23 protein-coding genes are annotated in these 26,211 nt (G+C 66.7%); 7 read left to right on the top strand and 16 right to left on the bottom strand.

The window, feature by feature from the left end:
- Window positions 1-357: 357 nt before the first annotated feature.
- The 10 genes from ACFZCE_RS26605 to ACFZCE_RS26560 form a co-directional block, all read right to left on the bottom strand.
- Complete coding sequence (locus ACFZCE_RS26605; RefSeq protein ID WP_390943542.1) at window positions 358-1,986, bottom strand: dipeptide ABC transporter ATP-binding protein; 1,629 nt, start codon at window positions 1,984-1,986, stop codon at window positions 358-360.
- Complete coding sequence (locus tag ACFZCE_RS26600) at window positions 1,983-2,855, bottom strand: ABC transporter permease subunit (RefSeq protein WP_390943541.1); 873 nt, start codon at window positions 2,853-2,855, stop codon at window positions 1,983-1,985. Before ACFZCE_RS26600 ends, ACFZCE_RS26605 begins: the two co-directional genes overlap by 4 nt.
- A 2-nt stretch (window positions 2,856-2,857) precedes the next feature.
- A complete protein-coding gene (locus ACFZCE_RS26595; protein WP_390943540.1) occupies window positions 2,858-3,808 on the bottom strand; it encodes an ABC transporter permease subunit in 951 nt (316 codons plus the stop codon).
- Entirely contained in the window at window positions 3,805-5,439 is a 1,635-nt protein-coding gene (locus ACFZCE_RS26590; RefSeq protein ID WP_390943539.1) for an ABC transporter substrate-binding protein, read from the bottom strand. The genes ACFZCE_RS26595 and ACFZCE_RS26590 overlap by 4 nt, the downstream gene beginning before the upstream one ends.
- A gap of 98 nt (window positions 5,440-5,537) precedes the next feature.
- Window positions 5,538-7,121: a rhodanese-like domain-containing protein gene (locus ACFZCE_RS26585; protein WP_390943538.1), complete on the bottom strand. Its 1,584-nt coding sequence runs from the start codon at window positions 7,119-7,121 to the stop codon at window positions 5,538-5,540.
- Window positions 7,118-7,723 carry a cysteine dioxygenase gene (locus ACFZCE_RS26580; protein WP_390943537.1) on the bottom strand — a complete coding sequence of 202 codons (606 nt, stop codon included), beginning with the start codon at window positions 7,721-7,723 and terminating at the stop codon, window positions 7,118-7,120. Before ACFZCE_RS26580 ends, ACFZCE_RS26585 begins: the two co-directional genes overlap by 4 nt.
- On the bottom strand, window positions 7,716-8,816 hold the full coding sequence (locus ACFZCE_RS26575) for an LLM class flavin-dependent oxidoreductase (RefSeq protein ID WP_390943536.1): 1,101 nt from the start codon (window positions 8,814-8,816) through the stop codon (window positions 7,716-7,718). Before ACFZCE_RS26575 ends, ACFZCE_RS26580 begins: the two co-directional genes overlap by 8 nt.
- Window positions 8,817-8,987: 171 nt before the next feature.
- Window positions 8,988-9,782: a class II aldolase/adducin family protein gene (locus ACFZCE_RS26570; RefSeq protein WP_390943535.1), complete on the bottom strand. Its 795-nt coding sequence runs from the start codon at window positions 9,780-9,782 to the stop codon at window positions 8,988-8,990.
- Between the two features lie 26 nt (window positions 9,783-9,808).
- On the bottom strand, window positions 9,809-10,744 hold the full coding sequence (locus tag ACFZCE_RS26565) for an NAD(P)-dependent oxidoreductase (RefSeq protein WP_390943534.1): 936 nt from the start codon (window positions 10,742-10,744) through the stop codon (window positions 9,809-9,811).
- Entirely contained in the window at window positions 10,741-11,910 is a 1,170-nt protein-coding gene (locus tag ACFZCE_RS26560) for an acyl-CoA dehydrogenase family protein (RefSeq protein ID WP_390943533.1), read from the bottom strand. The genes ACFZCE_RS26565 and ACFZCE_RS26560 overlap by 4 nt, the downstream gene beginning before the upstream one ends.
- Window positions 11,911-12,103: 193 nt before the next feature.
- Here ACFZCE_RS26560 and ACFZCE_RS26555 point away from each other — a divergent pair, with 193 nt between their 5' ends.
- The gene (locus ACFZCE_RS26555; protein ID WP_390943532.1) at window positions 12,104-12,760 is read left to right on the top strand and encodes a hypothetical protein; all 657 of its coding nucleotides are present in this window, start codon (window positions 12,104-12,106) and stop codon (window positions 12,758-12,760) included.
- Window positions 12,761-13,025: 265 nt separating this feature from the next.
- On the top strand, window positions 13,026-14,372 hold the full coding sequence (locus tag ACFZCE_RS26550; protein WP_390943531.1) for a D-galactonate transporter: 1,347 nt from the start codon (window positions 13,026-13,028) through the stop codon (window positions 14,370-14,372).
- Here ACFZCE_RS26550 and ACFZCE_RS26545 read toward each other — a convergent pair.
- Entirely contained in the window at window positions 14,369-15,871 is a 1,503-nt protein-coding gene (locus tag ACFZCE_RS26545) for a diguanylate cyclase (protein ID WP_390943530.1), read from the bottom strand. The two genes, ACFZCE_RS26550 and ACFZCE_RS26545, sit on opposite strands and share 4 nt — an antisense overlap.
- Before the next feature lie 572 nt (window positions 15,872-16,443).
- On the opposite strand from ACFZCE_RS26545, the gene ACFZCE_RS26540 reads away from it, so the two are divergent.
- On the top strand, window positions 16,444-17,814 hold the full coding sequence (locus tag ACFZCE_RS26540) for a cytosine permease (RefSeq protein WP_390943529.1): 1,371 nt from the start codon (window positions 16,444-16,446) through the stop codon (window positions 17,812-17,814).
- Window positions 17,815-17,817: 3 nt separating this feature from the next.
- On the opposite strand, the gene ACFZCE_RS26535 is transcribed toward ACFZCE_RS26540, so the two are convergent.
- The 3 genes from ACFZCE_RS26535 to ACFZCE_RS26525 form a co-directional block, all read right to left on the bottom strand.
- A complete protein-coding gene (locus tag ACFZCE_RS26535; protein WP_390943528.1) occupies window positions 17,818-18,438 on the bottom strand; it encodes a hypothetical protein in 621 nt (206 codons plus the stop codon).
- A gap of 145 nt (window positions 18,439-18,583) precedes the next feature.
- Window positions 18,584-19,204 (bottom strand): hypothetical protein, encoded by a 621-nt coding sequence (locus ACFZCE_RS26530; RefSeq protein WP_390943527.1) that lies wholly within the window; start codon window positions 19,202-19,204, stop codon window positions 18,584-18,586.
- 58 nt (window positions 19,205-19,262) lie between these two features.
- Window positions 19,263-20,015, bottom strand: a complete 753-nt coding sequence (locus ACFZCE_RS26525) for an NAD-dependent protein deacylase (RefSeq protein WP_390943526.1) — start codon at window positions 20,013-20,015, stop codon at window positions 19,263-19,265.
- A 373-nt stretch (window positions 20,016-20,388) separates the two neighbouring features.
- On the opposite strand from ACFZCE_RS26525, the gene ACFZCE_RS26520 reads away from it, so the two are divergent.
- Together ACFZCE_RS26520 and ACFZCE_RS26515 are read left to right on the top strand one after the other, a co-directional pair.
- The gene (locus ACFZCE_RS26520) at window positions 20,389-20,883 is read left to right on the top strand and encodes a hypothetical protein (protein WP_390943525.1); all 495 of its coding nucleotides are present in this window, start codon (window positions 20,389-20,391) and stop codon (window positions 20,881-20,883) included.
- 197 nt (window positions 20,884-21,080) lie between these two features.
- The gene (locus tag ACFZCE_RS26515; protein WP_390943524.1) at window positions 21,081-21,821 is read left to right on the top strand and encodes a GNAT family N-acetyltransferase; all 741 of its coding nucleotides are present in this window, start codon (window positions 21,081-21,083) and stop codon (window positions 21,819-21,821) included.
- An 8-nt stretch (window positions 21,822-21,829) separates the two neighbouring features.
- On the opposite strand, the gene ACFZCE_RS26510 is transcribed toward ACFZCE_RS26515, so the two are convergent.
- Both ACFZCE_RS26510 and ACFZCE_RS26505 read right to left on the bottom strand, forming a co-directional pair.
- Entirely contained in the window at window positions 21,830-22,492 is a 663-nt protein-coding gene (locus ACFZCE_RS26510) for a hypothetical protein (protein WP_390943523.1), read from the bottom strand.
- Window positions 22,493-22,581: 89 nt separating this feature from the next.
- Window positions 22,582-23,943 carry an aminotransferase class V-fold PLP-dependent enzyme gene (locus tag ACFZCE_RS26505; RefSeq protein ID WP_390943522.1) on the bottom strand — a complete coding sequence of 454 codons (1,362 nt, stop codon included), beginning with the start codon at window positions 23,941-23,943 and terminating at the stop codon, window positions 22,582-22,584.
- A 131-nt stretch (window positions 23,944-24,074) separates the two neighbouring features.
- Between ACFZCE_RS26505 and ACFZCE_RS26500 the strand changes: the two genes are divergently transcribed.
- Entirely contained in the window at window positions 24,075-24,950 is an 876-nt protein-coding gene (locus ACFZCE_RS26500) for a LysR substrate-binding domain-containing protein (RefSeq protein WP_390943521.1), read from the top strand.
- A 249-nt stretch (window positions 24,951-25,199) separates the two neighbouring features.
- A complete protein-coding gene (locus tag ACFZCE_RS26495; RefSeq protein ID WP_390943520.1) occupies window positions 25,200-25,643 on the top strand; it encodes a GNAT family N-acetyltransferase in 444 nt (147 codons plus the stop codon).
- The last annotated feature ends 568 nt before the right edge of the window (window positions 25,644-26,211 follow it).

Genomic DNA, 26,211 nt, shown 5'->3' with positions numbered 1-26,211 from the left:
CCCCTTCCGCGACACCTCCACTCGGCCTCCCGAATCGCGCGTTCGGCGGCGCCTGGGCGATCGCGCACCAAAAGCAAGAGCAAGAGCAAGAGCAACCCTCATGCCCTTCCTATAGCTCCAGTTCAATCCGTGGGCGGCTGTGCCGTAGTGCTGTTCACTTAAGCAATCAGGGCGCTGAATTGAGGATAAAAATCCCTGGTTTGTTCAAATGGTTTTACTGAGCGCATGACCTGACTGGCCCTTCGCCCGGCACAGCCGGCCTCCCACCGGATTTTTGTAAGTAATTGATTTACTGGGCAACATAGAACCCGTGGGGGGACGTGGTCCGGCACTCCGGCTGTGCCGGGCGAAGGGCCCTCAAGCCTGGCGCGCAACGGGCAGCTGCCGCCGCTGCCCGGGGATCGCCGCCAGCAACTCGCGGGTATAGGGGTGCTGTGGCTGCCCCAATACCTGCGCCGCCGGGCCCTGTTCGACCACCTCGCCCTGGCGCAGCACCAGCACCTGGTGGGCCAGGCTGCGCACCACCGCGAGGTCATGGGACACCAGCACGTAGGCCAGCCCCAGCTCGCGCTGCAGCTCGCCGAGCAGCTCGAGAATCTGCGCCTGCACCGACACATCCAGCGCGCTCACCGGCTCGTCGAGCAACAGCAAACGCGGCTTGAGCGCCAGCGCGCGGGCGATCGCCACCCGTTGCCGCTGGCCGCCAGAAAGCTCCCGGGGCAGGCGGTCGAGGTAGGCCCGCGGCAGGCGCACCTGGTCCATCAGGGCAACCGCGGCCGCCACCAACGCCGCCCCCTTGGCGCGGCCAAAGGCCCTCAACGGCTCGGTCACGCACTGGAATATCGTGTGCCGGGGATTGAGCGCGGCGAAGGGGTTCTGCTGCACCAGTTGCACCTGCTCGCGCAGCGGGCGCAGGCGGTTCCAGGGGTAGCCAGTGATGTCCTCTTCACCGTAGCGCACCCGGCCGTGGTCAGGTGTGTCCAGGCCTAGGGCCAGGCGCAGGGTGGTGCTTTTGCCGGAGCCGCTTTCGCCGACGATCGCCAGGGTGTGCCCGGCCCAGGCGTGCAAGCTCACCTGCTTGAGCGCATCGAAATGCCCGCCACCCGGCAGCCGGTAGCGCTTGCTCACCTGCTCCAGGCTGAGCAGCGGCGCTTCGCCGGGCCTGGCCGGGCGTGGCGCGGGCGGTGCCGGGGCGGCGGCAAAGGCCGGGGCGGCGGCGAGCAGTTGCCGGGTGTAGGGGTGGCTGGGGTGGTTGAGCACCTGGGCCGGGGTGCCGTATTCCACCGCCTCGCCGTGTTTCATCACCAGCACCCGGTCGGCCCGGTCGGCGGCCACGCCGAGGTCGTGGGTGATGATCACCAGGGCGATGCCGCGCGCCTGCACCTGTTGTTCGAGGTGGTCGAGAATGCGCCGCTGCACGGTCACGTCGAGGGCGCTGGTGGGCTCGTCGGCCACGATCAAGCGCGGGTTGCCGGCCAGGGCGATGGCGATCAATACCCGCTGGCGCATGCCGCCCGAAAGCTCATGGGGGTACTGGCGGGCGCGCAGCGCGGGTTGGTCCAGGCCGACCTGGGCGAGCAGTTCGAGCACGCCCGCATTCACCCCAGGGTAGCGCCGGCCGTGGGCCTGCAGCAGGCTTTCGGCAATCTGCCGGCCGATGCGCTGGGTGGGGTTGAGGCTGACCATTGGGTCTTGCGGGACCAGCCCCAACACCTGCCCACGTACCGCTTGCCAGGCGCGCTGGCTGGCCTGGGTGAGGTCTTGCCCGGCGATCCGCAGGCTGCCGCCAGTGATGCGCGCGCTGGCCGGCAGCAGGCCGAACAGGGCGTTGGCCAGGGTGGTTTTGCCCGAGCCGCTTTCACCGACGATCGCCAGGGTTTGCCCGGCCTCGATGCTCAGGTTCAGCCCGCGTACGGCGTGGGTGGTGTCACGGCCGGCGCGGTAGCTGATCGCCAGGTTGCGCAGTTCAATCAGCGGCGTGCTCATCGTTGGGTTTCCTCCAGGGTGCGGGCGATATGGTTGAGGCTGAACACCACCAGCACCACGAACAGCCCAGGCAGCAGCGACACCCACGGCGCGGTGATCAGAAACTGGCGGCCGTTGGCGATCAGCGTGCCCCATTCGGCCGCGGGTGGCTCGGCGCCAAAGCCGAGGAAGCTGAGCCCGGCAGTGGCAAGGATCGCCGCGCCCACATCGAGGGTGGCCAGCACTGCCACCGGGCCCCAGGCGTTGGGCAGCACATGCCGCAGCAAGGTGCTGCCCCAACTCGCCCCCGCGAGCCGCGCGGCTTCCACGTAGGGCAGGGTTTTCACCCGCAGCACTTCGGCGCGGGTGGTGCGGGCGAAGCCAGGGATGATCCCCACGCCCACGGCAATCGCCACCGGCAGGGTGCCGAAGCCGATCGCGGTGACGATCGCCAGCGCCAGCAGCAGCCCCGGCAAGGCCAGCAGCACATCGACCAGGCGCATGATCGCCGCATCCAGGCGCCCGCCGATAAACCCGGAGAGGATCCCCAGGCCCAGCCCGCAGAGCAGCGCCAGGCCCACCGCGCCAAGCGCGGCGAGCATCGACAGGCGCGCGCCATACACCACCCGGGTGTACAGGTCGCGGCCCAGCTCATCGGTGCCGAACCAATGCTGCGCGCCCGGCGCCTGGAGCATCTGCGCGGGTTGGGTGGCGTAGGGGTCGAAGTGGCTGAACAACCCCGGTGCCAGCGCGGCCAGCAGGGCGAACAGCACCAGCGCCACGGCCAGCACGAAGCCGGGCCGGCGCAGCAGCGGCGTGAGCGCGTCGCCCAGGCGCGCGAGGCGGCGGCGTGGGCGCCAGGGCAGGGGGGTATCGAGCAGTGTGGGCATGGTCAGGTCACCTTCGCGGCGTGGGTGATGCGCGGGTCGAGGATGGGGTAAAGCAGGTCAACGATCAGGTTCACCAGCACGAAGGCGGCGGCCGACACCGCCACCACTGCCAGCACCAGGGGGATGTCTTGGCGCAGCACCGCCTCTTGCACCAGCCGGCCAACGCCATTGCGGGCGAAGATGGTCTCGACCAGCACCGCCCCGGACACGGTATTGCCCACCTGCAGGCCGACCAGCGTGAGCAGCGGCAGCGCGGCGTTGCGCAGGCCGTGGCGGGCCTGCACCTGGGCGCGGCTGAGGCCCTTGGCAAAGGCGGTGGCGATGTACGGCTCGCGCCACACCCCGGCGAAGCCGCGCTGCAGCACCTGGGCGTACACCGCCGCGCTGGGGATCGCCAGGGTCACCGCCGGCAGCACCAGGCTGGCCCAGCCGTCGCTGCCAGTGGCCGGGAACCAGCCCAGGCCAAAGGCGAACACCTGGATGAACAACAAGCCCATCCAGAACACCGGCACCGAAAACCCCAGCGCCGGCAACCGCGCCAACGCCACCTTCAGCGGCTGCCAGCGGATGTACGCGGCCAGGTAGGCCAGGCCGATGCCGCCGGCCAGCGACAGCACGATGGCGCAGCCGGCCAGCGCCAGGGTTTGCGGCAGGCGCTCGGCCAACACCGCGGTCACCGGCCGCGCCAGGGTCAGGGATTGGCCCAGGTCGCCGTGCAGCATGCCCCACAGCAGATGGCCATACTGCGCCAGCACGCCGCGGTCCAGGCCGTAGTAGGCGCGGGCCTTGGCCAGCGCCTCCGGGCTCATGGCGTCGACCTCCATGCCGGCGGCGCTGAGCATGATCGCCAGCGGGTCTCCGGGCAGCAGGTAGAGAATGAAATAGGTGATCGTCCAGGCCCCCCATAGCACCAGCAGGGCCTGGCCGACGCGGCCGAGCAGGTAGCGGGTCATGGCGTGACCTCGATGTCACCCAGCAGGGCAAAGCCCTCGGCGGTCCATTTGAAGTGCTTCACCCGCGGCGCGGTCGCCGCCTGCCACACCCGCTCGTACACCGGGATCGCCGAGCCCTGGTCGATCAGCAGGTCTTGCAACTGGCCGTAGGCGTCGCTGCGCTGGGCGCTCTGGGTGGCGGTCAGGCCTTGGTCGAACAACGCCTCGGCCTTGGGCAGGGTGGCGGCGGTGTAGGTGTTGGTGGCCAGGGTCGAGCTGTTGGCGCTGCGCGGGTCGAGCACCGTTTGCAGGATGATCGGGTCGGCGCGGGTCATGTAGGTGTTGGTCAGGTCGTAGTTGCCCGAGGCGTTGGTGGCGGCCCATTCGGCCTTGGTTTGCACCTTCAGCTTGAGCTCGATGCCGACCTTGCGCAGTTGGTCCTGGATCAGCACATCGCCGGCGGTTTCCTTCACCGGCACGTTGTAGACCAAGCTCAAACGCTGGCCGCCTTTGTAGCGGTAGCCGCCCTCGCCAAGCGCCCAGCCGGCGCCGTCGAGCAGGCTGGCGGCGGCGGCCGGGTCAAAGCCGAGCTTGGCGCTCTGGTCGCGGAAGAACGGCGTGGTCACGTCGTACACCCCCTTGACCACCGGGAACTGCGGGTTGTACACGGTGCGCGCGTAGCTGCCGCGGTCGATCGCCTTGCTCAGCGCCAGGCGCACGTTGAGGTCACCGAGAATGCGCCCGTTGCGGGTGTTGGGGTACAGGTTCCAGGCCGGGCCGGGCAGCGAGCGGCTTTGCAACACGGCGTTCTTCGATTGCAGCAGCTTGAGGTCGACCTCGGAGAACGGGTAGCGCGGCCAGAGGATGTCGGCCTTGCCCTGCAGGAACAGCCCGTTGCGCACGCTGTCTTCGGGGATGTAGCTGACTTCCACCGCGTCGAGGTGGGCCTCGCCGGGGTTGGCCATGTTCGCCGAGGGCCAGGCGTAGCCTTTGCGCTTGACCAGCTTGAGGTCTTTTTCCGGGGTGTAGTGGTCGATCACGAACGGCCCGGTGCCGATGATCTTGCCCTTGGAGCGCTCTTCGGCGCTGAGCGCGTACGACGCCGGGGCGAGGATCGCCAGGTTGGTGGTCGAGGTGGCCTGCAAAAAGCCAGCGTTAGGCGTGCTCAGCACCAGCTTGACGGTGTGCGCGTCGATCACCTCGGCGTGGTCGTAGCCGGCCAGGTAGGTGGCGCCGAAGGTGCTCGGCAGCTTGCTGGCAAAGGCTTTGTCGGCGTCGAAGGCGGTTTTCACCGCGTTGGCGTCGAAGGCGCTGCCGTCGCTGAAGGTCACGCCCTGGCGCAGGTAAAAGGTGTACTCACGGGCATCGGCGCTGACCGCCCAACGTTCGGCCAGCCAGGGGATGATCTTGCCGCTGTCGGGGTCTTGGTCGGTGAGTGACTCGGCCACGTTACGCAGCACCACCCGGTGCTCGAGCCAGTACACCTGGAACGGGTCGATGCTGACCAGGTTGGTGTTGTCGCCCCAGAAGGCAATGCGCAGGGTTTTGCTGGCGGGTTCCGCGGTGTTGTTGCCGCAGGCGCCCAGGCTCAGGGCGAGGGCCAGCGGGGCGAGCAGGGTGAGGGCGCGGTGCGGTGTTCGGTGTGTGGGCATGGGCATTCCTTGCAAAAGGGGGCCGTGCCGCCCCCTCACAGGGGCGGCCGGGATTGATCGTTGGGGCAGGTGCGCGCGGGGCCAGGGCTGGCCCGGCGTCAGACGCTGCGGAAGTGGTGGGTGCCGTCGCGGCCCAGTTGCGCCACCAGGCCAAACTCCCAGTCGAGGTAGGCCTGCATCGCTTCACGGGGGGCGTCGGTGCCCTCATAGGGGCGGCGGTAGCGGTCGCTGCGCGGCACCGCCAGGTGGCTTTCGCCGGCCTCCAGTGGCAGGCCGGCGGCGATCCAGGCGGCGGTACCGCCTTCGAGTACCTGCACCGGTTGCTGTACCCGTTGGGCAAGGTCGAGCGCGGCGAAGCGCGCCAGCAGGCTGCTGCCGCAGGTGACCACGTAGCGCTCGGCCAGCGGCAGGTTTTCCAGGGCCTGGGCCAGTTGCGCGCGGATCGCCCAGTGGGCGCCGGGGATGTGCCGTTTTACATAGTTGGCGCTGGTGGTGAAGTCCAGCAGCACGGTGCCAGGTTGCGCCAGCAGGCCTTGCAGCTCCGCCGCACTGATGCTCGGGGGTTGCGGCACCGCCGGCAGGGGTGGCTGCCAGGCGCCGGTTTCGCTGAAGGCTTCGGCCGCCAGGCCGTCGACCACCGCCACCTCCCACCCCATTTGCGCCAGCCACGAGGCGCTCATGTTGGCGCGCACGCCGTCGTCGTCGACCAGCACGATGCGCGCGCCGCGCACACTGGCCACGTGGTCGGTTTCCTGCACCAGTTGCCCACCCGGAACCGGGCGGCTGCCGGGCAGGTGGCCGGCCTGGTATTCGTCTTCGCCGCGCACGTCGAACAGGTAGGTGGTGCGCTCAGCGGCGGCTTGCCAGGCCGCCAGGCCGCTGGCGGAAAGCCTCGCCACCCCGGCGCGGTCGGCCACCCGCCGGGCGCGCTCGGCGGCTTGCTGGCGCTGCGGCTCTTCGGTGGCGCCATGGCGGCGCTGCTGGCCGTGTTCCAGGGTTTGCCCGGCGAGCAGCCAGCCGATGGTGCCGTTGCGCAGCGCCGCGACCTGGTTGGGGATGCCGGCATTCACCAGTGACTGGGTGCCGATCAGGCTGCGGGTGCGCCCGGCGCAGTTGACGATCACCTGGGTGCTCGGGTTGGGCGCCAACTGCGCCACCCGCAGCACCAGCTCGGCGCCGGGTACGCTGACCCCGCCGGGGATGCTCATGGTCTGGTATTCGTCGAAGCGGCGGGCGTCGAGCACCACCACGTCGGCCTTGGCATCGAGCAGGGCTTGCACCTCCTCGGCGGCCAGCGACGGGGTGTGCCGTTCGTGCTCGACCAGTTCGCCAAAGGCCTTGCTTGGCACGTTGACATCGATGAACAGCTCACCGCCGGCCGCGCGCCAGCCGGCGAGGCCGCCGTCGAGCAGCGCCACATCGCGGTAGCCGAGCGCCCGCAGGCGCTGCGCGGCCAGCAGGGCGAGGCCTTCGCCGTTGTCGTAAACGGTGACGGGGGTCTCCAGGCGGGGGATGCGCGCGTACACCTCGATCTCCAGCTTCGACAGCGGGATGTTCGCCGCAAACAACGGATGGGCTTCGGCGAAGGGGGCTTCTTCGCGCACGTCGAGCAGGGCGGTTTCACGCCGCGCGAGCAACTCGGCGCGAAGCTGGGCGTAGGTGCGAAGGGGGAACTGGCTCATGGGGTGATCTCTTTGGACAGGTCCCAAAAATTGGGCAACAGGGTGTTGGAGTAGCCGGAAATAAACGGTTTTTCGCTGCCGTCCGGCAGGTACACCGCGCGCTTGACCGCGCCGATGTTGGCGCCGTACACGTGGATACTGATCGACACGCGGTCGCTGTAGGCATTGCTGACCTGATGGATGTCACCCACCGTGGGCGACACCGCCTCGACCTGGCCGGGCACCAGGCGCACAGGGGCGCCATCGGCCAGCAGCGCGCCGTGGGCATCGCGCACGAAGTTCTGCGCGTCTTCGGCGCCGCGCAGCATGCCGATCAGGCCCCAGGTGCGGTGGTCGTGCAGCGGCGTACGCTGGCCCGGGCCCCAGACGAAGCTGACCACGCTGAAGCGCTGTTGCGCGTCAGCGTGCAGCAGAAACTGCTGGTAGCGCTCCGCGCTGGGCTGGGCGAACGCCGCCGGCAGCCAGTCATCGAAACGCACCAGCTCGGCCAGCAGTTGCCCGCCGTGGTCGAGGATCGCCGCCTCGCTAGGTGCGCTGGCGAGGTACTCGCCCAGCGCGGTGACGAACCGGCGCAGCCGGTCCAGCCGCAGTGCTTCAGCCATGGCGCACCTTCGCCTGTTGTTCGTAGGCGGCCACCTGGGCGCGGATTTCCGGCAGCAAGAACTGCCCGTATTCCACCGCATCGCGCAGTTGGTCGAAGCCGCGGAACAGGAACGTGCTCACGCCCAGCTTGTAGTACTCAAGCGCCGCTTCGGCCACCTGCTCGGCGGTGCCCACCAGCGAGGTGGAGTTGCCGGCGGCGCCGGTCAACGCGGCGATTTCAGTCCATAGGCGCTGGTCGTGCACCTTGCGCTGGCTGGCCAGCTCGACCAGGCGTTCGGAGCCGGCGTTGCTCTTGCCGACGTTGCGCTCGCGGCGGTGGCCACGGCTCTGTTGGGCATTGGCCTTGGCGTCTTCGAGAATGCGGTCGGCGCGGGCCCAGGCTTCGGCTTCGGTGGCGCCGAGAATCGGCCGCAACGACAAACTGAAGCGGATGTGTTTGTCACGGCCGTACTTGGCCGCGGCCTGGCGCACCTTGGCGATGCGCTCGCGCACCTGGGCCAGCGGCTCGCCCCACATCATGTACACGTCGGCGTGTTTGGCGGCGACCTCCACGGCGGCGTCGGAGGCGCCTGAGATGTACAGCGGGATGCCGTTGACCGGCTTGACCTGGGTCAGGTTGTCTTCCACCTGGTAATGCTCGCCGCGGTGGTCGAACGGCGTGCTGGCGTTCCACACCTGCTTGGCCACGTCGAGGTATTCGCTGGTGCGGGCGTAGCGGGCGTCTTTGTCGAGAAAGTCGCCATCGCGCTGCAGGTCACCGCTGTCGCCGCCGGTGATGATGTTCAGCGCCACCCGGCCTTGGCTGAGTTGGTCCAACGTGGCGAACTGGCGGGCAGCGAAGGTGGGCGCCTGAAACCCCGGGCGGTGGGCGATCAATACGCCGAGTTTTTCGGTCACTGCGGTGACCTGGCTGGCCAGCACCAGGGAGTCTGGCGAGGAGGTGTGCACGGCCAGCAGTACCTGGTCGAAGCCGGCGTATTCCTGCGCCTGGGCGAAGGCCTTGATGAAGGGGAGGTCGACCACAGGCCCGTGGGGGGCGACCGATTCACTGCTTTCGCGGGGGCCGACCAGGCCGATGAATTCCAGGCTCATGGGTGTTGCTCCTTCAGTGTTCGTGTAAGCACCCAAGGCACGCGAGCAGGCGGTAGCCGGCACCTCTGGGCAAGGGTTGAAAGGGTGCCGCCACCGGGTGGGGTAGGCTGGGTTATGACCTTAGGTAAGCTTTACAAGGCTGTGAAAGAGTTATTGCTTATAAGCTAATGGTCAGTCCTTGTAGCCCTGGCCCTGCCGGTCGACTTCGCGCAGTACGGCGGCCCAGTGGCGGTCGATGCCGCTGCTGTCGCGGTTGCGCGCGGCGCTGATTTGCTCGTGCACCTTGGCGATTGCCGCCGGCGGGGCGAACAGCAACGCCTCGTTGCCACCGGCCTGGGCGGCGATCTGAATGCTGCAGGCACGCTCCAGCCCGTGCAGTTCACGGAAGGCGTGTTGCACGCTGGCGCCGCCGGTGAGCAGGCCATGGTTGCGCAGGATGAGAATATTGCTCTCGCCGAGGTTGGCCACCAGCCGCTGTTGTTCGTCGAGGTCCAGGGCCACGCCCTCGTACTCGTGGTAGGCCACCCGGCTGTAGTAGGCCAGGGCGTGTTGCGACAGCGGCAGCAGGCCATTTTTTTGCGCCGACACCGCCGCGCCGTCGCGGGTGTGGGTGTGCAGCACCGCCTTGAGGTCGGGCCGGGCGCGGTGGATGGCGCTGTGGATCACATAGCCGGCCTGGTTGATGCCATAGCCGAGCGGGTCGTCGATCAGGGTGCCGTCGACGTCGACCTTGACCAGGTTCGAGGCGCTGATTTCATCGAACAGCAAGCCGAAGGCGTTGATCAGGAAGTGCTCCTCCGGCCCCGGCACGCGGGCGGAGAAGTGGGTGTAGATGTGGTCGGTCCAACGGTACAGGGCGGCGGCGCGGTAGGCGGCGGCGAGGGCCACGCGCACCTCCCATTCTTCGGCGCTGACGCGCTCGCGCACGCTCTGGGTGGTCGGGGTGATGCGGTTCAGGGCAGTCATCAAAGGCTCCTTGCGAGGGGTGGGGCTCAGTACCCGCGTTGTGGGTCGACCAGGTTGTGCAGCGCCTGGCCTTGGCTGAAACGTTCGAAATTGCCGGCAAAGGCCTCGACGAAGCCGGCCAGCCCATCGCTGCTCAGCGCCGAGGTGTGCGGCGAAATAAACACCCGCGGGTGCTGGTACAACGGGTGCCCGGCGGGCAACGGTTCTGGCTCGGTCACATCCAGCGTGGCGCGGCTGAGCAGGCCGCGCTCCAGCGCCGCGAGCAGGGCCTGCTGGTCGAGCAGGGCGCCGCGGGCGATGTTGATCAGGTGCAGCCCGGGCTTGGCCTGGCTGAGCAAGCGCGCGCCCACCAGGCCCCGGGTGTGCGCGGTCAGCGGCGCGGCCAGCACCAGGTGGTCGCTGTGTTGGAACAGCGCCTCGAGGCTGGCCGCCGCGCTGACCCCAGGCACCTCGGCCAGCGGCTGGCCGGGCCGGCCGTGGGCGAGCACGCGCATGCCCAGGGCCAGCGCCTTGGCCGCCAGGGCCTGGCCGATGCTGCCAAAGCCAAGAATGCCAAGGGTGCTGCCGCGCACCGGCTGCAACGGGCTGAAGCGCCATTGGTCATCCTTGACCCAGAGCCCGGGCAATTGCTTGGCGGCGGCGAAGATCGCCGCCAGGGCGAACTCGGCCACCTGCTCGGCATTGCTGCCACGGCCACTGCTGACCGGCACCTCGCCGAACAACCAGGCGGGGTAGTAATCGATGCCCGAGCTGACCAACTGCACCCAGCGCAGCGACCACGGCCAGCCGGGCGGGGCGTGGTCCAGGCGCTGGCCGCGCACGTTCAGCGGGCGCAGGATCAACACCTCGGCGTGCTCAGCGCTGAACGCGCCGGTGGCCAGGTCGATCACCTCATGGCCCGGCAGCCGCGCGCGCAGCAGGGCGTTGTCGGCGGCGGGCAGTTGGCTGGCGATCACGCTCATGGCTGCGCCTCCGGCTGCAAGGCGGCGCGGCCGGCGGCGGCGAACACGCTGTCGTCCTGGGGCGTGTGCACGCGCCCGCAGAGCACGTCGCGGTAGTGCCGTTCGAGCGGGTTGCGCCGGCTCAGGCCATGGTTGCCGGCGGCTTGCACTGCCAGCTCTACCGCGGCAATCGCCTGGGCGGTGACCCGTTGCTTGAGCTGCCCGGCGTTGGCCAGCGGCAGCTGGCCGGCGGCGGCGCTGTCGAGCAGGGCCTGGTTGGTGAACAGCAAGGTGTCGATCTGCCCCAGCAGCTCCTGCAAGCGGGGCAGGCTCGCCAGCGGCACGCCGAGGTTGGCCGGCACCCGGCTGTGCAGGAACTGCACCAGCCAGTCGCGGGCGGCGCGCGCCACGGCGTCGTACACCGTGGGCAACAGCACGCTCATCCACAGCAGCGCGTCGCCCTCCAGCGCCGGCCGCGGGCCGTTGGCCGGGGCGGTGCTGACGGCGTGGTCGAGGGGCAGCAACACATCGTCGAACTCCACCCGGTGGCTGCAGGTGGCGCGCATGCCGAGGTGGTCCCACTCATCAACGATGCGCACCCCAGGGCTGCACTTGTGTACCAGAAAACCGCCCACCAGCGGTTCGGCGTCGTCGCTGCGGGCCCATACCACCAGCCAGGTCAGGCCATGGCTGCCGGTGGAGTAGATTTTCGTGCCGCTCAGCCGCCAGCCCTCGGCCGTGCGCCGCGCCACGGTGCCGGGCAGGCCGCCGCGGGCGGGGCTGCCGAGTTCTGGTTCAACGCGCAGGGCGTTGAGCAGCGCGCCTTGCTGCACCGCTTCGCGAGCCAGGCGCTCGCGCAGGTGCAGCGGCCAGCGGGTGTCGTCTTGCAGGCGGTGGTGCTGCAGGTACTGCATCACCAGAATCAACGCCGTGGAGGGCTCGCCGCGGGCCACGGCGGCAATCACCTTGCGCGCGCTGTGTAAATCCGCCCCGGCGCCGCCGAGGGCGCGCGGCACGGTCAGGCCCAGCAGGCCATGGCGCTGCAGCAGGGCGAAGTTGCCGTGGGGAAATTCCGCCTGGCGGTCGACCGCCGCGGCGCTGGCGGCCAGTTGCGCGGTGAGATGTGCCAGTTGTTCATCGAAGCCGGGGAGGGCGTGCGGCGGTGGAAGGGGAGAAAGCAGGGTCATCGGGCGCTTGTCCGGTCAGGGGCCAAGCCTGCGCGGGCAGGCGATGGGTAGACCGTAAACGGCGAGTCAAGGGCGCTGGAAAGTTTGTTTGGTTATATCTTAAGGTGCTTGCCGTGAGCGCCCCTGGCAGCAAGCAAATTGCCGCATCCGTGCGCTAGGCTAGGCCATACTCTCGAACAAGGAACCCTGTGCAATGCACCGCCAAATCCAGGACCTCGTACTCTCCGCCACCGCTGCGCGGCAGGCAGAGCTGCCACCTTCGGTGGCGGAGCGTTTCGCCGAACACCTGGCCCGTTACTGCCGCCTGTGCGCCGCCTGCGATGCGCTGGAGGCGTTTCTCGGCAGCCGCCCCCTCGGCGATGACGACCTCTTCGCGGAACTGGCCGCGCGCCGCGCGGCGCTGGCCGACACCCTCGCCGCGGCAGCCCTCGACGCCCGCCTGGCGCAGGTGGGCGAGGGGCTGTACCTGGCGGTGGCCTACATGACCCACTGCAGCGACCGGCAGCCGTTGTACCTGGTCAACCGCACCAACCAGCCGATCGTGTACATCGGCCGGCGCCTGTATGCGTTCGCCAGTGCCGAAGACGGCATCACCGACTACAGCACCGCCGCCAGCGCCTTCGCCGACGGCATCGCCCCAGTGGCCCGGTTGGCACCGGGCGAGCGCCTGGCGATCGATGAATACTCGATGAGCTTCGACGGCGATTTCGTCGGCAGCCACCGGGTGGTGATCCTGCAGGACAACGAACAGGTGGAGATGCACGCCTCGGTGGGCAAGCTCGGCGGTTACCTGGGGCGCCATGAAACGCCGGGGATCCACGGGTTGCGGCGGGTCAAGGCCAAGGTTTGAGGGCCCTTCGCCCGGCACAGCCGGCCGTCCCGGAAATCAAACACAACACAGATCTGGTGGGAGGCCGGCTGTGCCGGGCGAAGGGCCCTGAAGCTCATGCACGGAATTAACAACGCTCACAGCCTGCCCCCCTCGCGCATTGATCCAATCCAGGTATCAAAGCAAAGCCTCTTTGAATTAGACCGGTGCACTGGCCCCGCGCATGATGGGCCGGCAACGCTGTAGGCAAGCCTCTATAAGAACCAATAAGAAAGGGAACCCGACGATGCCCGCTGAAAAGCGCACACGCACTCGCTTCTATGTTTTGGCCATGTTGTTCGTGGTGTCTTCGCTCAACTACGCCGACCGCGCCGCGTTGTCCATTGCCGGGGCGTCGCTCTCGGCGGACCTCGACCTCAAGCCGGTGGCCCTGGGCTTCGTGTTTTCCGCCTTTGGCTGGTCTTACGTGCTGGGGCAGATCCCCGGTGGCTGGCTGCTTGACCGTTACGGCTCGAAAACCATCTACGGCATGAGCCTGCTGCTGTGGTCGGCGATGACCTTTTTGCAGGCGTTCGTGGGTGGCTTCGAGGCGACCACGGCGGTGATGATGCTGTTCTTCCTGCGCTTGATGCTGGGCCTGGTGGAGGCCCCGGCGTTTCCGGCCAACGGCCGGCTGGCGGCGTCGTGGTTCCCGGCGGCGGAGCGCGGCATGGCCACCTCGATCTTCGCCTCGGCGCAGTACTTCGCGGTGGTGCTGTTCTCGCCGATCATGGGCTTTATCGTGCACCGCTTTGGCTGGGAGTACGTGTTCCTGTTCATGGGCGGGGTAGGCTTTGTGCTGGCCCTGGGCTGGGCCAAGGCGATCCACACGCCCAAGGACCACCCCGGCATCAACCAGGCCGAGTTCGACTACATCGAACAGGGTGGCGGCCTGGTGCACATGGACGAACAAGGCCGCGCCGACCGCTCGCCGAAGCTCAAGTACCTCAAGGACCTGCTGCGCAACCGCATGCTGCTGGGCATTTACCTGGGCCAGTACTGCATCATCTCGATGTCTTACTTCTTCATCACCTGGTTCCCGCTGTACCTGGTGCAGGCGCGCCACCTCGACATCCTCCAGGTGGGGTTCATCTCGGTGCTGCCGGCGGTGTGCGGGTTCCTCGGTGGGCTGTTGTCGGGGATTTCCTCGGACTACATGCTCAAGCGCGGGGTCTCGCTGACCTGGGCGCGCAAGCTGCCGGCGCTGGTCGGCTTCGTGATGGCCGCCTCGCTGGTGCTGTGCAACTACGTGGAATCGCTGTGGCTGATGGTGCCGTTGATGGCCGTGGCGTTCTTCGGCAAGGGCTTTGCCGCGATTGGCTGGGCGTGCATCGCCGACGCTTCGCCGAAACGCCTGACCGGCCTCAGCGGCGCGGTGTTCAACACCGTGGGCAACATCGGCAGCATCGTCACCCCGATCGTGATCGGCTACATCGTCGGCATCACCGGCGGCTACGAGGCGGCGCTGTTCTACGTGGCGGCCCACTGCGTGCTCGGGGTGTTCAGTTACCTGGTGGTGATCCCGCGGATCGAACGGGTGGCCCTGCACGATGACGCAGCGTTCGCGGCGCGCGAGCAGGGGGCGTTGGCTTAGCAATGCTCGACACGGCCACGGCCATTGGCCTTGGCCCGGTACAGCGCCTGGTCCGCGCGTTTCAACGCGGCGTCCAGCGCGAGGCCGGCGGGGCATGCGGTCACGCCGGCACTGAAACCCACCGCCAGCCCCTTCGGCAGGCCACTGATGCTGGTGCCGGCCAGGGCCTCGGCCAGGCGGGCCAAAAAGCCTTGGGCATCGGCCAGCTCGCAGCCCGGCAGCAGGAACACGAACTCCTCGCCACCGACCCGGGCGAACACATCGCCCTGGCGCGCTTCGGCCTGGCACAGGCGGGCGAAGGCCATCAGCACTTCATCGCCCACGGCGTGGCCGAAGTGGTCGTTGATGCGCTTGAAATGGTCAAGGTCGAGCAGCGCCAGGCATAGCGGCCCAGGCTGCTGCCGGGCCAGTTCGAAGCGTTGGTTGAAGGCCCGGCGGTTCAGCGCACCGGTGAGCGGGTCGGCGTTGGCCAGTTGGGTCAGCTGGGTTTCGAGCTTCTTTTGGCGGCTGACGTCGCGCACCTCGGCCAGGCATTGTTCGTCGTCCAGTTCCAGCAACAGCACCTCGGCCTGGAAGGTGGTGTGGTCGGCGCGCACCGCCACCCGGTGGTAGGGCTGGCCCGGGGTAAGTGGCGGTGGCTCGGTGCTGGGCTGGAACAGCACCTCGAAGGGCAGGCCGTGCAAGCCCTCGCGGCGGCAGCCGAACAGCTCGCCGAGCTTGGGGTTGCTGTCTTCGATGGCGCCATGGCGCAGCAGCAGGGTGGCCGCGCTGCTGATTCTCATCAGTTGCTCGAAGCGGTGCAGGTTGGCCCGGGCGCTGGCCTCGTGCACGCGGCTGTGGGCGAGGATCCGGTGCAGGCTCATGGCGGTGAGCGCCACCAGCGCGATGATCAGGAACGGCAAGCCGGTGAAGAACGACAACAGCGGGATCGACGCCTGCGGGAACACCTGCGGCGCCACCCCGGACAACGCCACCGCCATGCGCGCCAAATGCGCCAGCCCGTAGGCCAGCAACGAGCCAAAAATGAACAAGCGCACCGCACGCACCTCACCGCCGGCCGGGTCGCGCAGCAGGATGCTGCCCACGGTGGCCGCCAGCGCGACGATGATCAGGCAGTAGCCGGCATCCCCCCACGGCTGGCTAGCGCCCGGTTGCAGCCGGGCATATTCCACCAGCGCCTGGGCGATCAGCGCGGCGGGCAGCAGCAGCTTGGGCAGCGGCCGCTGAAGGAAGCGAAACACCCCGAGCATCATCATCGCCTGGCCGGCGACCAGCAGCAGGTTGGTCAGCCAGCCCAGGGTGAGTTGGCCATCGAGCAGGTCGAACAGAAAACCGCCGTAGCTGGCCAGCAGCAACCAGCAGCAGGCGGCCCAGCAGCCCGGGCCCTGAGTGGGGCGGCAGAAGTACAGGATGCTGGTGCTGGCCACCGCGCAGGCCAGCAGGATGCACATGCCGAGCAGCACGGGGGAGGCGAACAGTAACGCCGGTACGTTCGACATCAGCGACCTCCGGTGATGGCACACCGACAGTGCTGAGCATAGCAGGGGTGGGGGGTTGCGCATGGGCTTTGGGGCCCTTTGCCCGGTGCAGCCGGAGTGCTGTTCACTTAAGCCACTTCAGTGCTTCAGGGCTGGGAACAACATATGAACCTTGATGCTCCAGTGCCTGAGCTTCAGGGCCCTTCGCCCGGCACAGCCGGCCTCCCACAAGAGATTTGCGTAAGTCTTTGATTTAATGGGCAACACAGAACCCGTGGGAGGCCGGCTGTGCCGGGCGAGGTGCCCTGCAGGCAACAGGCTAATCGGCCCAGCCCCCCCTGATCAGAAATCTTCAGCCTTGTTCTCCAGCGACGCACGATTTCGGTTATGCCGAGGCGAGTTCATGAATAAAGCCTTGAACCCTAACGGCTTTTTTATGGACCAAAGAGTGACAGAGAGGCTGAATTTGTAGGCATACAGTACGTTCAAGCCGGTGGCGCACATGGCGCAACCCGCTATGCGTTGTTCGCGCACAGGCCAAAGACCATTCGCCAACTATCTGATAATCAAGAAAATCAAGCGGGAGGGCTGGCGTGAAGCTGGAAAAGCGCAGTATCGAATTTGTTCCCCACAACGAGCGTTACGGCCGCCCCCGGCGGTTGTTCACCATTTGGTTTAGCTCGAACTTCCAGATCACCGCGTTGATGGTCGGCACCGCCTCCGGGCTGAGCTTTGGCTACACCTTGCTGGGCTTGTTGCTCGGCAACTTGATCGGCACCGTGTTCATGGCCGCCCATTCGGCCCAGGGCCCGCAACTCGGTGTGCCGCAGATGATCCAGAGCCGCGCCCAGTTCGGCGTGTACGGCGCGGCCATTCCGTTGCTGGTGATGGTCACCGCGGCGGTGCTGTTCCTCGCCGCCAGCGGCGTGCTGATGCGCGACGCGCTCAAGGCCCTGCTGCCGATGAGCGACAATCAGGCGATCGTGCTGGTGGGGGTGTTGACCTTCATCATCGGCTTTGTTGGTTATGAGTTGATCCACCGCCTCGGCGCCTGGATGAGCCTGCTCTCCACCCTGGTGTTCGCAAGCGCCCTGGGGTTGATCCTCATGCACCCGGCCGGCGCCGCGGCGGGCCCACTGCCGGTGGCCGGCTTCAGCTTTGCCGCGTTCAACCTGGTGATCGCCCAGGCCGCGTCGTGGACGCTGGGCTACGGCCCCTACGTGGCCGACTATTCGCGCTACCTGCCGGCCAGTGTGAGCACCCGCGCAACCTTCTGGAGTACCTACGGCGGCTGCGCGCTGGGCTCGTTCGCGATGATGGCGCTGGGCGCGCTGCTCGGCCTGGCGATCCCGGCGGCGCTCGCGCACGACCCGGCCACGGCGATCGCTGGCCTGTTCGGGCATTGGGCGCCGCTGGCGTTGGCGGTGATCGCCCTGGGGGTGATCCAGTACAACGTGCTGTGCCTGTATAGCGCTTATATGTCTTCGGTGACCATCTTCGGCGCCTTCGGGGGCCTCAAGTACGTGACCCATACCGCCAAGGCGCTGGTGATGGCCGCGCTCAGCGTGGCCGCCACGCTGATCGCCATCGCCACCCAGTACCGCTTCGACACGTTCTTCTCCGACATCCTCATCGGCCAGCTGTATTTGCTGATCCCGTGGAGCGCGATCAACCTGGTGGATTACTACTGGGTGTGCCGCGGCCACTACGACGTGGGCGCGCTGTATGAGCCGCAGGGGCGTTATGGCCGCTTCAACCGGCGCACGTTGGCGGTGTACGCGGTGTCGATCATCGGCACCGTGCCGTTCATGAAGCTGTCGTTCTATACCGGCTTCGTCGCGCAGTGGCTGGGAGCGGATATCAGCTGGGCGATGGGCCTGGTGCTGGCGGGGGCGTTGTATTGCATGGTCAACAGCCGCGGCGCGCCGGTGGCCGCGCCGCTGCAAAAAAGCCTGCAAAAGTAGCGCCTACTGCTGGGCGCACACCTCGCAACGGTCGACCCCCAGTTGCTCCAGGCGCACCGGCTTGAGGCTCGACACCTGCTCGATCGACACCGACTTGCCGTTGAGCACGCTCAGGTAGGGCGTGTTGTCGAGGTAGTAGGTCACCCGTGAGCACTGCGCCTCGGTGGAGGCCAGGCGGAACTGGTAACCGGTTTTGCCGGTTTTCTTCAGTTGGCTGATGGTCGCCTGGCATTGGCCCACGGTGCGCGTGCAGTTGCAGTTGACCGCCCCGCGCTTGGGCGACTGCTGCCCCTGGGCCGCCTGGGCCTGGGCTTCCCAGTCGCTGTTGCTGACGCTGTCGGCGTAGCCGTTGAACTGCGCCGCCTGCCCCGCGGCCCTGGCATCGGCGGCGTCGCGGGCGGCCTGCTCTTGGGCGGCTTGCTGGTCGGCGCGGTCTTGCAAAAAGTTGCCCATGTTGGTCAGCGCATTGATCGCGCTGTTGGTGGTGTTGCCCGCCGCTGGGGTGCCGTTGTCGCAACTGGTGACCCGCCCGGACATCGTGCCCATGCATTCGGCGTGGGCGGGGAAGCTGAGCAGTGCCAGCAGGCTGAGGGCGGTACAGGTGAGGTAAACAGGTGCGCGCATGGGAAGTACCCGCAGGAGTGACGCGGCTAGGGGGAAGGGTGCTGGCGGATCGTTTTGCCGAGTGTAGGAGGGGGGCGAGGGGAAATAAAGGCCTGTGCGTGGGTGGGCCGGGCAGAGGCGTCACGCGCCTCTGCCGCTGGCGGGTTTATTCCGCCAGGTCAGGCCGTGTGCTCTTGAGCATCGCCGCGCTCACCGTGCCCTGCACCGAACAGGTGATCATGCCTTGGCTGCCCTGGCCGGCGCCTTCCGGCGCGGGTTCGACCATCAATATCCGTTCCGCGGTGTCGGTCACTAATTTGCCGGCGGTGTCGTCGCCGGTTTCCGCCACCCAGGTGGCCTGTTTATGCGACCAGATCTGCGGGCGGGCGTAGATACCGTTCAGCGCTTGCAGGTTGCTGCCGGGCAGTGTGTTCAACTGCGCGTACAGCGCCTTGGGTGCCTGCTGGGTGTAGAACCCCCAACCAATGATGCGCGACCCCAGCAGGGTCTGGTCTTCAGCGAAAAAGCCGGTCAGGGTCACGCCGTCGACAGCCACCGGCGTGGCGAACATCCAGCGCTGGCCCATGTCGGTCTTGCTGCCGCCGCTCAGGGTGAGTTTGCCGTGGCTGAGCGTACTGGGAATGCGTTCCTTGAGGCCGGGCTGGGTGATGACCGCGAGGGAGTTTTCGCCACAGCCAAGAAAGCCTTGCAGGGCAGGGGTGGCGGCCAGGGCAGTGGTGCAGGGCAGTAGGGCAGCGAAGGGGGCCAGCAGGTGGTGCAACTTCATTGAATCATTCCATGTTTGGGTAAAACAGGCAGGCATCGGCCTGCCCAGCTTCCAGCATTCACGCGAACGCTTGCGCCAGCAATGCCGCCATCACCGCGCCCGCGGCGCCTTGCAGAAAATACGCCTGGGCGCTGACCGCAAAGCGTTGCGGGTTGATGTGCGCCACCGTGGCGCGGCACCTCAAGGCTTGCAGCGGCAGCTCGGCTGCTGGGTAAACAAGCCCGGACGTACCCACCGACAGTAACAGATCGCACCCCTGCGCGGCATCAAGGGCGGCCGCCCACTGGGCTTCGGGCAACGGCTCACCGAACCACACCACCCCCGGCCGCACGTAGCCCTGGCAGGCCGCGCAGCGCGGCGGTTCGATTCGGCAGCCACCTTCGGCGAGGGCCGCGGAGGGCAGCGCGGCGCGGTATGGCTGGCCGCAGTCGAGGCAGCGCGGCGCGTGCAGGCTGCCATGCAAGTGGATCACCCCCGCGCTGCCGGCGCGTTCGTGCAGGTCGTCGACGTTCTGGGTGATCACCGTCAGCCGCGGCACGTGGCGGGCCAGTTGGGCGATGGCTTGATGGGCGGCATTCGGTTGGGCCTGCAGCACCTTGCGCCGGCGCCACTCGTACCAGCCCCAGCACAGGCTGGGGTCGGCCCGGAACGCCTCGGCGGTGGCGAGCTTGGTGGCGTCGAAGCGTGCCCATAGCCCGCTCAGCGCATCGCGGAAGGTGGGGATGCCGCTTTCAGCGGAGGCACCCGCGCCGGTGAAGACCACAACGTGTTGCGCCTGGCGCAGGGCGGTGACGATGGGGGTGAGATCCATGGGGCCTCCTTGGTGGTTGGCGTGGGGGGGGATGTTGCTGGAGCACAGTTGGCCGCCGGTTGCGAGGATCACACAAATCGGCTGGGAGGCCGTGGTCCGGCACGCCGGCTGGGCCGGGCGATGGGCCCTGAAGCTTGTGCACTAAACCCTCAGCGTTCACAGGTTGAACCCGGCCACGGAACCCTGAGATTGCTTAAGTGAACACCATTACGGCGAGTTGACCTTCTACCTATTCGGCCTCTTACACAACGCCTCAGGCGCCTGAACCCGGATTACCGCAGATGCCAGCCACCACCGTCTCAGTGCCTGGCGTCGACGCTAAAGCCCAACCCTCTTTGGACGATACACAGATCAAGCATTCCGGGAGGGACATATGGAAATCAGAAAAAACTGGTGTTGCGTTTTGTTAATGATCGCCGCTGCGACAACGGGGTGTTCCACGAAAAACTACGGCAGGCAACCCGACCTCACAACGTTCGAAGCCAGCACAATGACATGCCGCGAAATTGACCTGGAGCAGGCCAAGGTAGAGGGCTTCATCAACCATGTGAATGACGAAAGCCGCTTTGACGGTCGTTCAGTACTGTCCTTCATGGGAGATTTTGGCATCGGCAATGTGATGGAGAAAAGCAGTGCACTGGACAGTGCGAACCAACGCTTGTCACGGCTGAAGAGCGTCCGCGCAGTGAAGGCTTGCGCCCTTGCCGGAGACACGGCACGCCCTCCCGTGGCTCGCGTTGATGCTTCTCCGGCACCCGCAGCGGATCCGCTCGCAACGCAGGCCCGGATTGACGCGTTGCAACAGGACAAGTCGTTGAGTTATGAGGAGTACCAGCGCCGCTACAAACAAATCATCTATGGCAACTAGGGGCGACAATGATCGCTGCAGGCGAATAGGGGCGGGGCGCACCTCACATTGTAGGAGCCGCGCTTGCGCGCGAAGGGTAATACGCCATCGCGCGCAAGCGCGGCTTCTACAGCGTTTGTGGTGCCTCGCACAGTGCGCTGCTTACGCCGGGCGATAGGCTTATTGTGATCAACTAACCAGCTCTGCCTGAAACAGCCATGAGTACCCCCATGCAAACCCTCGAAGACGCCGCCTTCGCCGCCTGGCCCGCGCACTACGAAGCCGACATCAATGGCTGGCGGCTGCGCCTGGATAGCGGCTACACCCAACGCGCCAACTCCCTGAACAGCACCGAGCACTCACAGCCGTTGAGCGACGCGGACCTGGCGGCTATCGAGCAGCAATTCGCGGCACGCGGCTTGCGGCCGGTGGTGCGGGTCACCTCAACGGTGCAGGTGGCAGGGTTGGCGCGCGTATTGGCGAGCCGCGGTTATCGATACGGCGGGGCGTCCCAGGTGCTCTGGCGGCCGTTGCCGGCCCCGGCGGCGGGCAACCCCCAACGCATTCGGTTGCTCAGCGGCCCCGCGCCCTGGGCCAGCACGTTTGCCCGGTTGAGTGGCCAGCCAAGCGAAGAGGCCCGGGCGCACCAAGCGATCGTGCAGCGTATCGCGCACCCCGCCGCGTGGGCGGTGCTAGGTGAAGGGCAGGGCGCGCAGTGCTGTGGGCTTGGGGTGGTGGTGGGGGCGCAACTGGGGCTGTTCGACATCGTCACCGGCGCGGCGTTTGTGCGCCGCGGGTTGGCTGGGCAGTTATGCCGTGAGCTGTTGGCTTGGGGGTGGGGGCAGGGGGCCCGTGGGGCATTTTTGCAGGTGAACGAGGGCAATGCCGCGGCCTTCGCGCTGTATGAGAAGCTTGGGTTTGCCCGGGCGTATGGGTATGGGTATTGGGTGCGGGGCTGAGGGGGGCGTCAGTTCGCCTTGGAGGCCTCCCAGCTACAGGTCTCGCGGCTTGAGCTCTGGGTATAGGTGCCGCGCATGTGCTGGCTGTCGATGATCTCGCCAGTCATCTCAATGCGGTTACCCAGCCAATTGGACGCGGAAATCTGTACATGATTGCCACGGATCGCGCCGCTATCGATGCCTGCATTCGCCAACCTGCCGCCAACCGAGCCGGTGGATTGGTTGTAGTTGATCGTCATCGTGCTATTACCGCTGCCCCAACTGCAGGTTTGCACCGACGCCCAGCTACCACTGAGGTCGTAGGCCTTGGGCTCAGCCGCTGTCGCAGCCGGGCTGGAGGGCTTGGCCCCGGTTCGCGCGCAGACCTTGCACGCCTTGAACTGCACCGAAGCTGGGGTGACCGGAGACGTGCCAAACACGCTTTCCGGCTCACTGTTGCGGTTCACCAGTAGGGTTTGGTAAGGCGTGCCGCCGACTTGGTACTCGACCTTCGAACAGCCCTTTTCCGAGCTGTGCACCACTAGGTCCGCGCCGAAGCTGGGTTTGGACCCATAGGCCTTGACGAACTCGATCGAGCCCTGGCAGGCCCCGATCACCGTTTGGCAGTCGCACGCTTCGGCCAGCAGGTAGGGCGCCTGCACCGCCAACACCAAACCCAGCATTCGCTTCATTTCAAAGGCCCCCAAGGCGTGACAGATGGATGCTTTATAGCGCTCCGCTCAACGGTTCGCCAGGGTGTGCCGGTTGAGGTTGCCGGCCATTACTGCTCGGCTGCGCAAGCCCGCAGTGCCTGGGTCAGCGCCGCGGCCAGCTGCGCCATGTCTGCGGGCCCGGTTCGCCATGACGAAACACTGATTCTGAACGCCGGCCGGCCCTGCCACAGGCTCGCGCCGAACCAGGCCGCGCCAGAGTCGATGACTGCTTGGCGCACGGCCACGGTCTGGGCGTCGTCGGCGCAGCGCACCAAGACCTGGTTGAGCACCACCCGGTTGAGCACTTCGAAGCCCGCGCCACGCAGTGTTTGCGCCAAGGCCGAGGCGTACGCGCAATGTTGCTCGACCATGGCGGCCACGCCGTCCCGCCCCAGCGTGCGCAGCGCGGCCCAGATGGCAATGCCCCGTGGCCGCCGGGAAAACTCCAGCGTCAGGTTTTTCTGTGCATCGCGCGATGACTGCGCATACGCAGCGTCGCTGTTGAGTGCCTGGGCCAGTGCATCGGCGTCGCGGCACACAGCCACAGCGCCGTCGTACGGGGTGTTCAACCATTTATGGCCGTCGGTGGTCCAGCTGTCGGCGGCGTCAACGCCGGCGGTCAACGGGTGCAGGCTAGACGCCCGGGCCCAGAGGCCGAAGGCACCGTCAACGTGTACCCAAGCCCCGGCGCGCTTGGCGTGCGGGATGATGTCGCTGAAAGGGTCGAACTCGCCGGTATTCACTTCGCCGGCTTGCAGGCACAGCAGGGTACGGTCGTCCAATGCGGGCAAACGCTGCGGGTCTACCCGGCCGAAGGCATCCACCGGCGCCTCGATGACCTGGGCGCTACCAAAGCCCAGCACCCGCACGGCCTTGCGCACCGCAATGTGCGCGGTTGCGCTGAGCACCACCTTGATGGCCGGGGCGCCGGCCAAGCCGTCGCGGTCCAGGTCCCAGCCGGCGCGGGCGAGCAGGGCGCGCCGGGCGGTCGCCAGGCAGGCGACGGTGCCTGCGGTGGCACTGGTGCCAAAGCCCACGCCGCTGCCGCGCGGCAGGTCGAGGATCTCCAGCAGCCAGGCCGCGGCCACCCGCTCGACCGTGGCCGACACCGGAGAACTGTCAAACGTAGAGGCGGCCTGGTCCCAGGCCAGTAACAAGCGGTCGGCGGCGGCCGCAGCAGGCAGCGCAGCGCCGATCACGAAGCCAAAATAACGCGGGCCATTGCTGGCGACCGTGGCCGGTGAGCCGGCCTGGTCGAGCAGTGCCAGGGTGCCCAAGCCATCATGGCCCTGTTGCGGCAGCGGTTCGTCGAACGCCGCCAGCCCGGCCAGCGCTTCAGGCCCGGGGTAGGGGCGCCGCCCGCCAATACCCTGCAAGTAGCCGCTGGCGCGGCGGTCCGCTTCGTCCATCAACCGCTGTTCGTCGTTCATCGCACAGGTTCCCGCTCACTGAAGGGCAGCACGCATCAGGCGCACCGCGAGCAAGCGTTGTACCCCGGCGCCCGCCAGCGGAACCAACGAAAAAGCTTGGACGAGGATGTTACTTTTTATAACATCCCGCCATGGCCCACCTTCCTTCCATTGCCACGCTGCGCGCTTTCGAAGCGGCGGCCCGGCTCAATAGTTTCTCCCGCGCGGCCCACGAGCTGTGCGTGACCCATAGCGCGATCAGCCACCGAATTCGCGAGCTCGAAGCCCAGGTCGGCGAGCCGTTGTTCACCCGCCGCGGCAACGCAATGGAGCCCACCGCAGCCGCCGGCCGCTACCTGGGCGCGGTCCGGCAGGCGTTGGCCCTGCTTTCAGCGGCGTTCGCCACGGGCGCGGCGCAGGGTGCCGCTTGCACCTTGCGGATCGCCGTACTGCCGTCGTTGGCCTCCCATTGGCTGGTGGCGCGGCTGGCGCAGTTCCAGGCGCTGCACCCGAACATCGCCATCACCCTGGAGGCGCGGCTGGAAATCGTGCCACTGGGGCCGCCACATGCGCACGCCGCCATTCGCCATGGCCACGGCGAGTGGCCCGGCGCCCAGGCGACCAAGTTGCTCGAGGAAGCGGCGTTCCCGGTGTGCACGCCGGCGTACCGCGACAGCCTGAACATCCGCACACCGGCCGACCTGGCCCGTTGCACGCTGTTGCGGCATAGCTGGAGCCCCTGGACACCGTGGTTCAACCAGGCGCAGCTCGATCTGCCGGAGCCCACCGCCAGCGCGGTATACACCGACGCCGGGCTGCTGCTCGACATCGCCCTGGCCGGGCACGGCGTGCTGCTGGGCCGCAGCTTGCTGGTCGCCGACGCGCTCGCCAGCGGGCGGCTGGTGCGCTTGTTCGACACCGCGGTGCCGGTGGCGGGCGCTTATTGGTTCGTAGTGCCTCGGGTGGGCGGCCAGCATGTTGAGCAGTGCCAGGTGTTTGGGGAGTGGTTGGCGGGGGTGATGGGGTAGGTTGGGGCGGGTTTACCCTTGCCCAGCGTGCAGGCCGTCGTGGTTGAAGCCTTGATTGTTTCGTAGAATTGGCCCGTTACTACACACTAGGCTATGTACGAAACCGCTTGAAACTTGCTTATGCGGCGTTGAAAACCGGCTCGGAATGCTCATTGACAACCCGTCAACTCCGCTTCCTCGCCGGTTTTCGCCTTGCCTAACCTGCGTTTCAATCAATTTCGTACACAGCCTAAGAAGTTTGGAGATTTCATGGACATTATCGAATGCACCCTCAAGGACGTGGACAGCGCTGCCATTCTGTTCAATGCGTATCGCCAGTTTTATGAGCAGCCAGACGACTTGAAGATGTGTGGGGATTTTCTTCGGTCAAACATAGAAATGAGCCGTTCTAGAGTTTTCCTTGGGCTGGGCTCAACCGGTAACGCGTTGGCATTCGCCCAGCTTTACCCCGCGCTGTGCTCTGTGGAGATGAAGCCTTTTTTCTGGCTTTACGATCTCTACGTCGCTCCCGAAGCAAGAAAGGCTGGGCATGCCCGTCAGTTGATGAATCACCTCTCGGCCCTGTTGAAATCGGAAGGGGCACATCGCATCAGCCTGGACACTGCAACCTCGAACAGGGCTGCACAGGCGTTGTATGAATCGTTAGGTTACGAGAGAGAATCGCATTTCATCACGTACCATAAGTTTTTGTAGTGTGTAGGCGATGCTGCTTGTACAAGCGGGGCTTTATCAGTTCAGCGCCGAGGACAAGGTAGCAAGGGCGGGCTTTGAAGTGTTTCTGGCCCACAATCTACTAGCAGCCACCGACCAGGATGAAAGCGAGGTCTGGTGGCAGGTTGCTGAGTCCGCGCTATTCCTGCCGCTCTTCGCAGAGCGACTAAGCCGAATCTGTGAATAGGGCTGCAGCCTATGTTTAAGAAGAGGTTTGGGAGGTAATGCGTTGATAGGGTTGAAGCTCTGGTTTTCTGAAGAAAGGGCTATGGGTTGGTGAAGGCGGCAGTGCTGCTCGAACATCGCCAGAAACAATATTTAACATAATATACATTATGCGTAATATCCTGTTACCATAAACCACCCAACCCCCAGCCCATCTCCACAAACCCAACGCCAAAAACCCCCACACCCACCACCCACCCCAAAACGCTGGAATCCAAGCGCCAAACCAACTGGCCTGGTCAAGTTTCTCCGGACACCTCAATAAGTGGTGTCTAGGCAGCTAGCCGCTCGTACTCGTTCGGTGCTCTGTAGCCCAAGGTCGAGT

It is taken from the genome of Pseudomonas sp. NPDC007930 (assembly GCF_042958985.1).
In the GTDB taxonomy this organism is placed as follows: Bacteria; Pseudomonadota; Gammaproteobacteria; order Pseudomonadales; family Pseudomonadaceae; genus Aquipseudomonas.
This window is presented reverse-complemented; position numbering and strand designations above follow the sequence as displayed.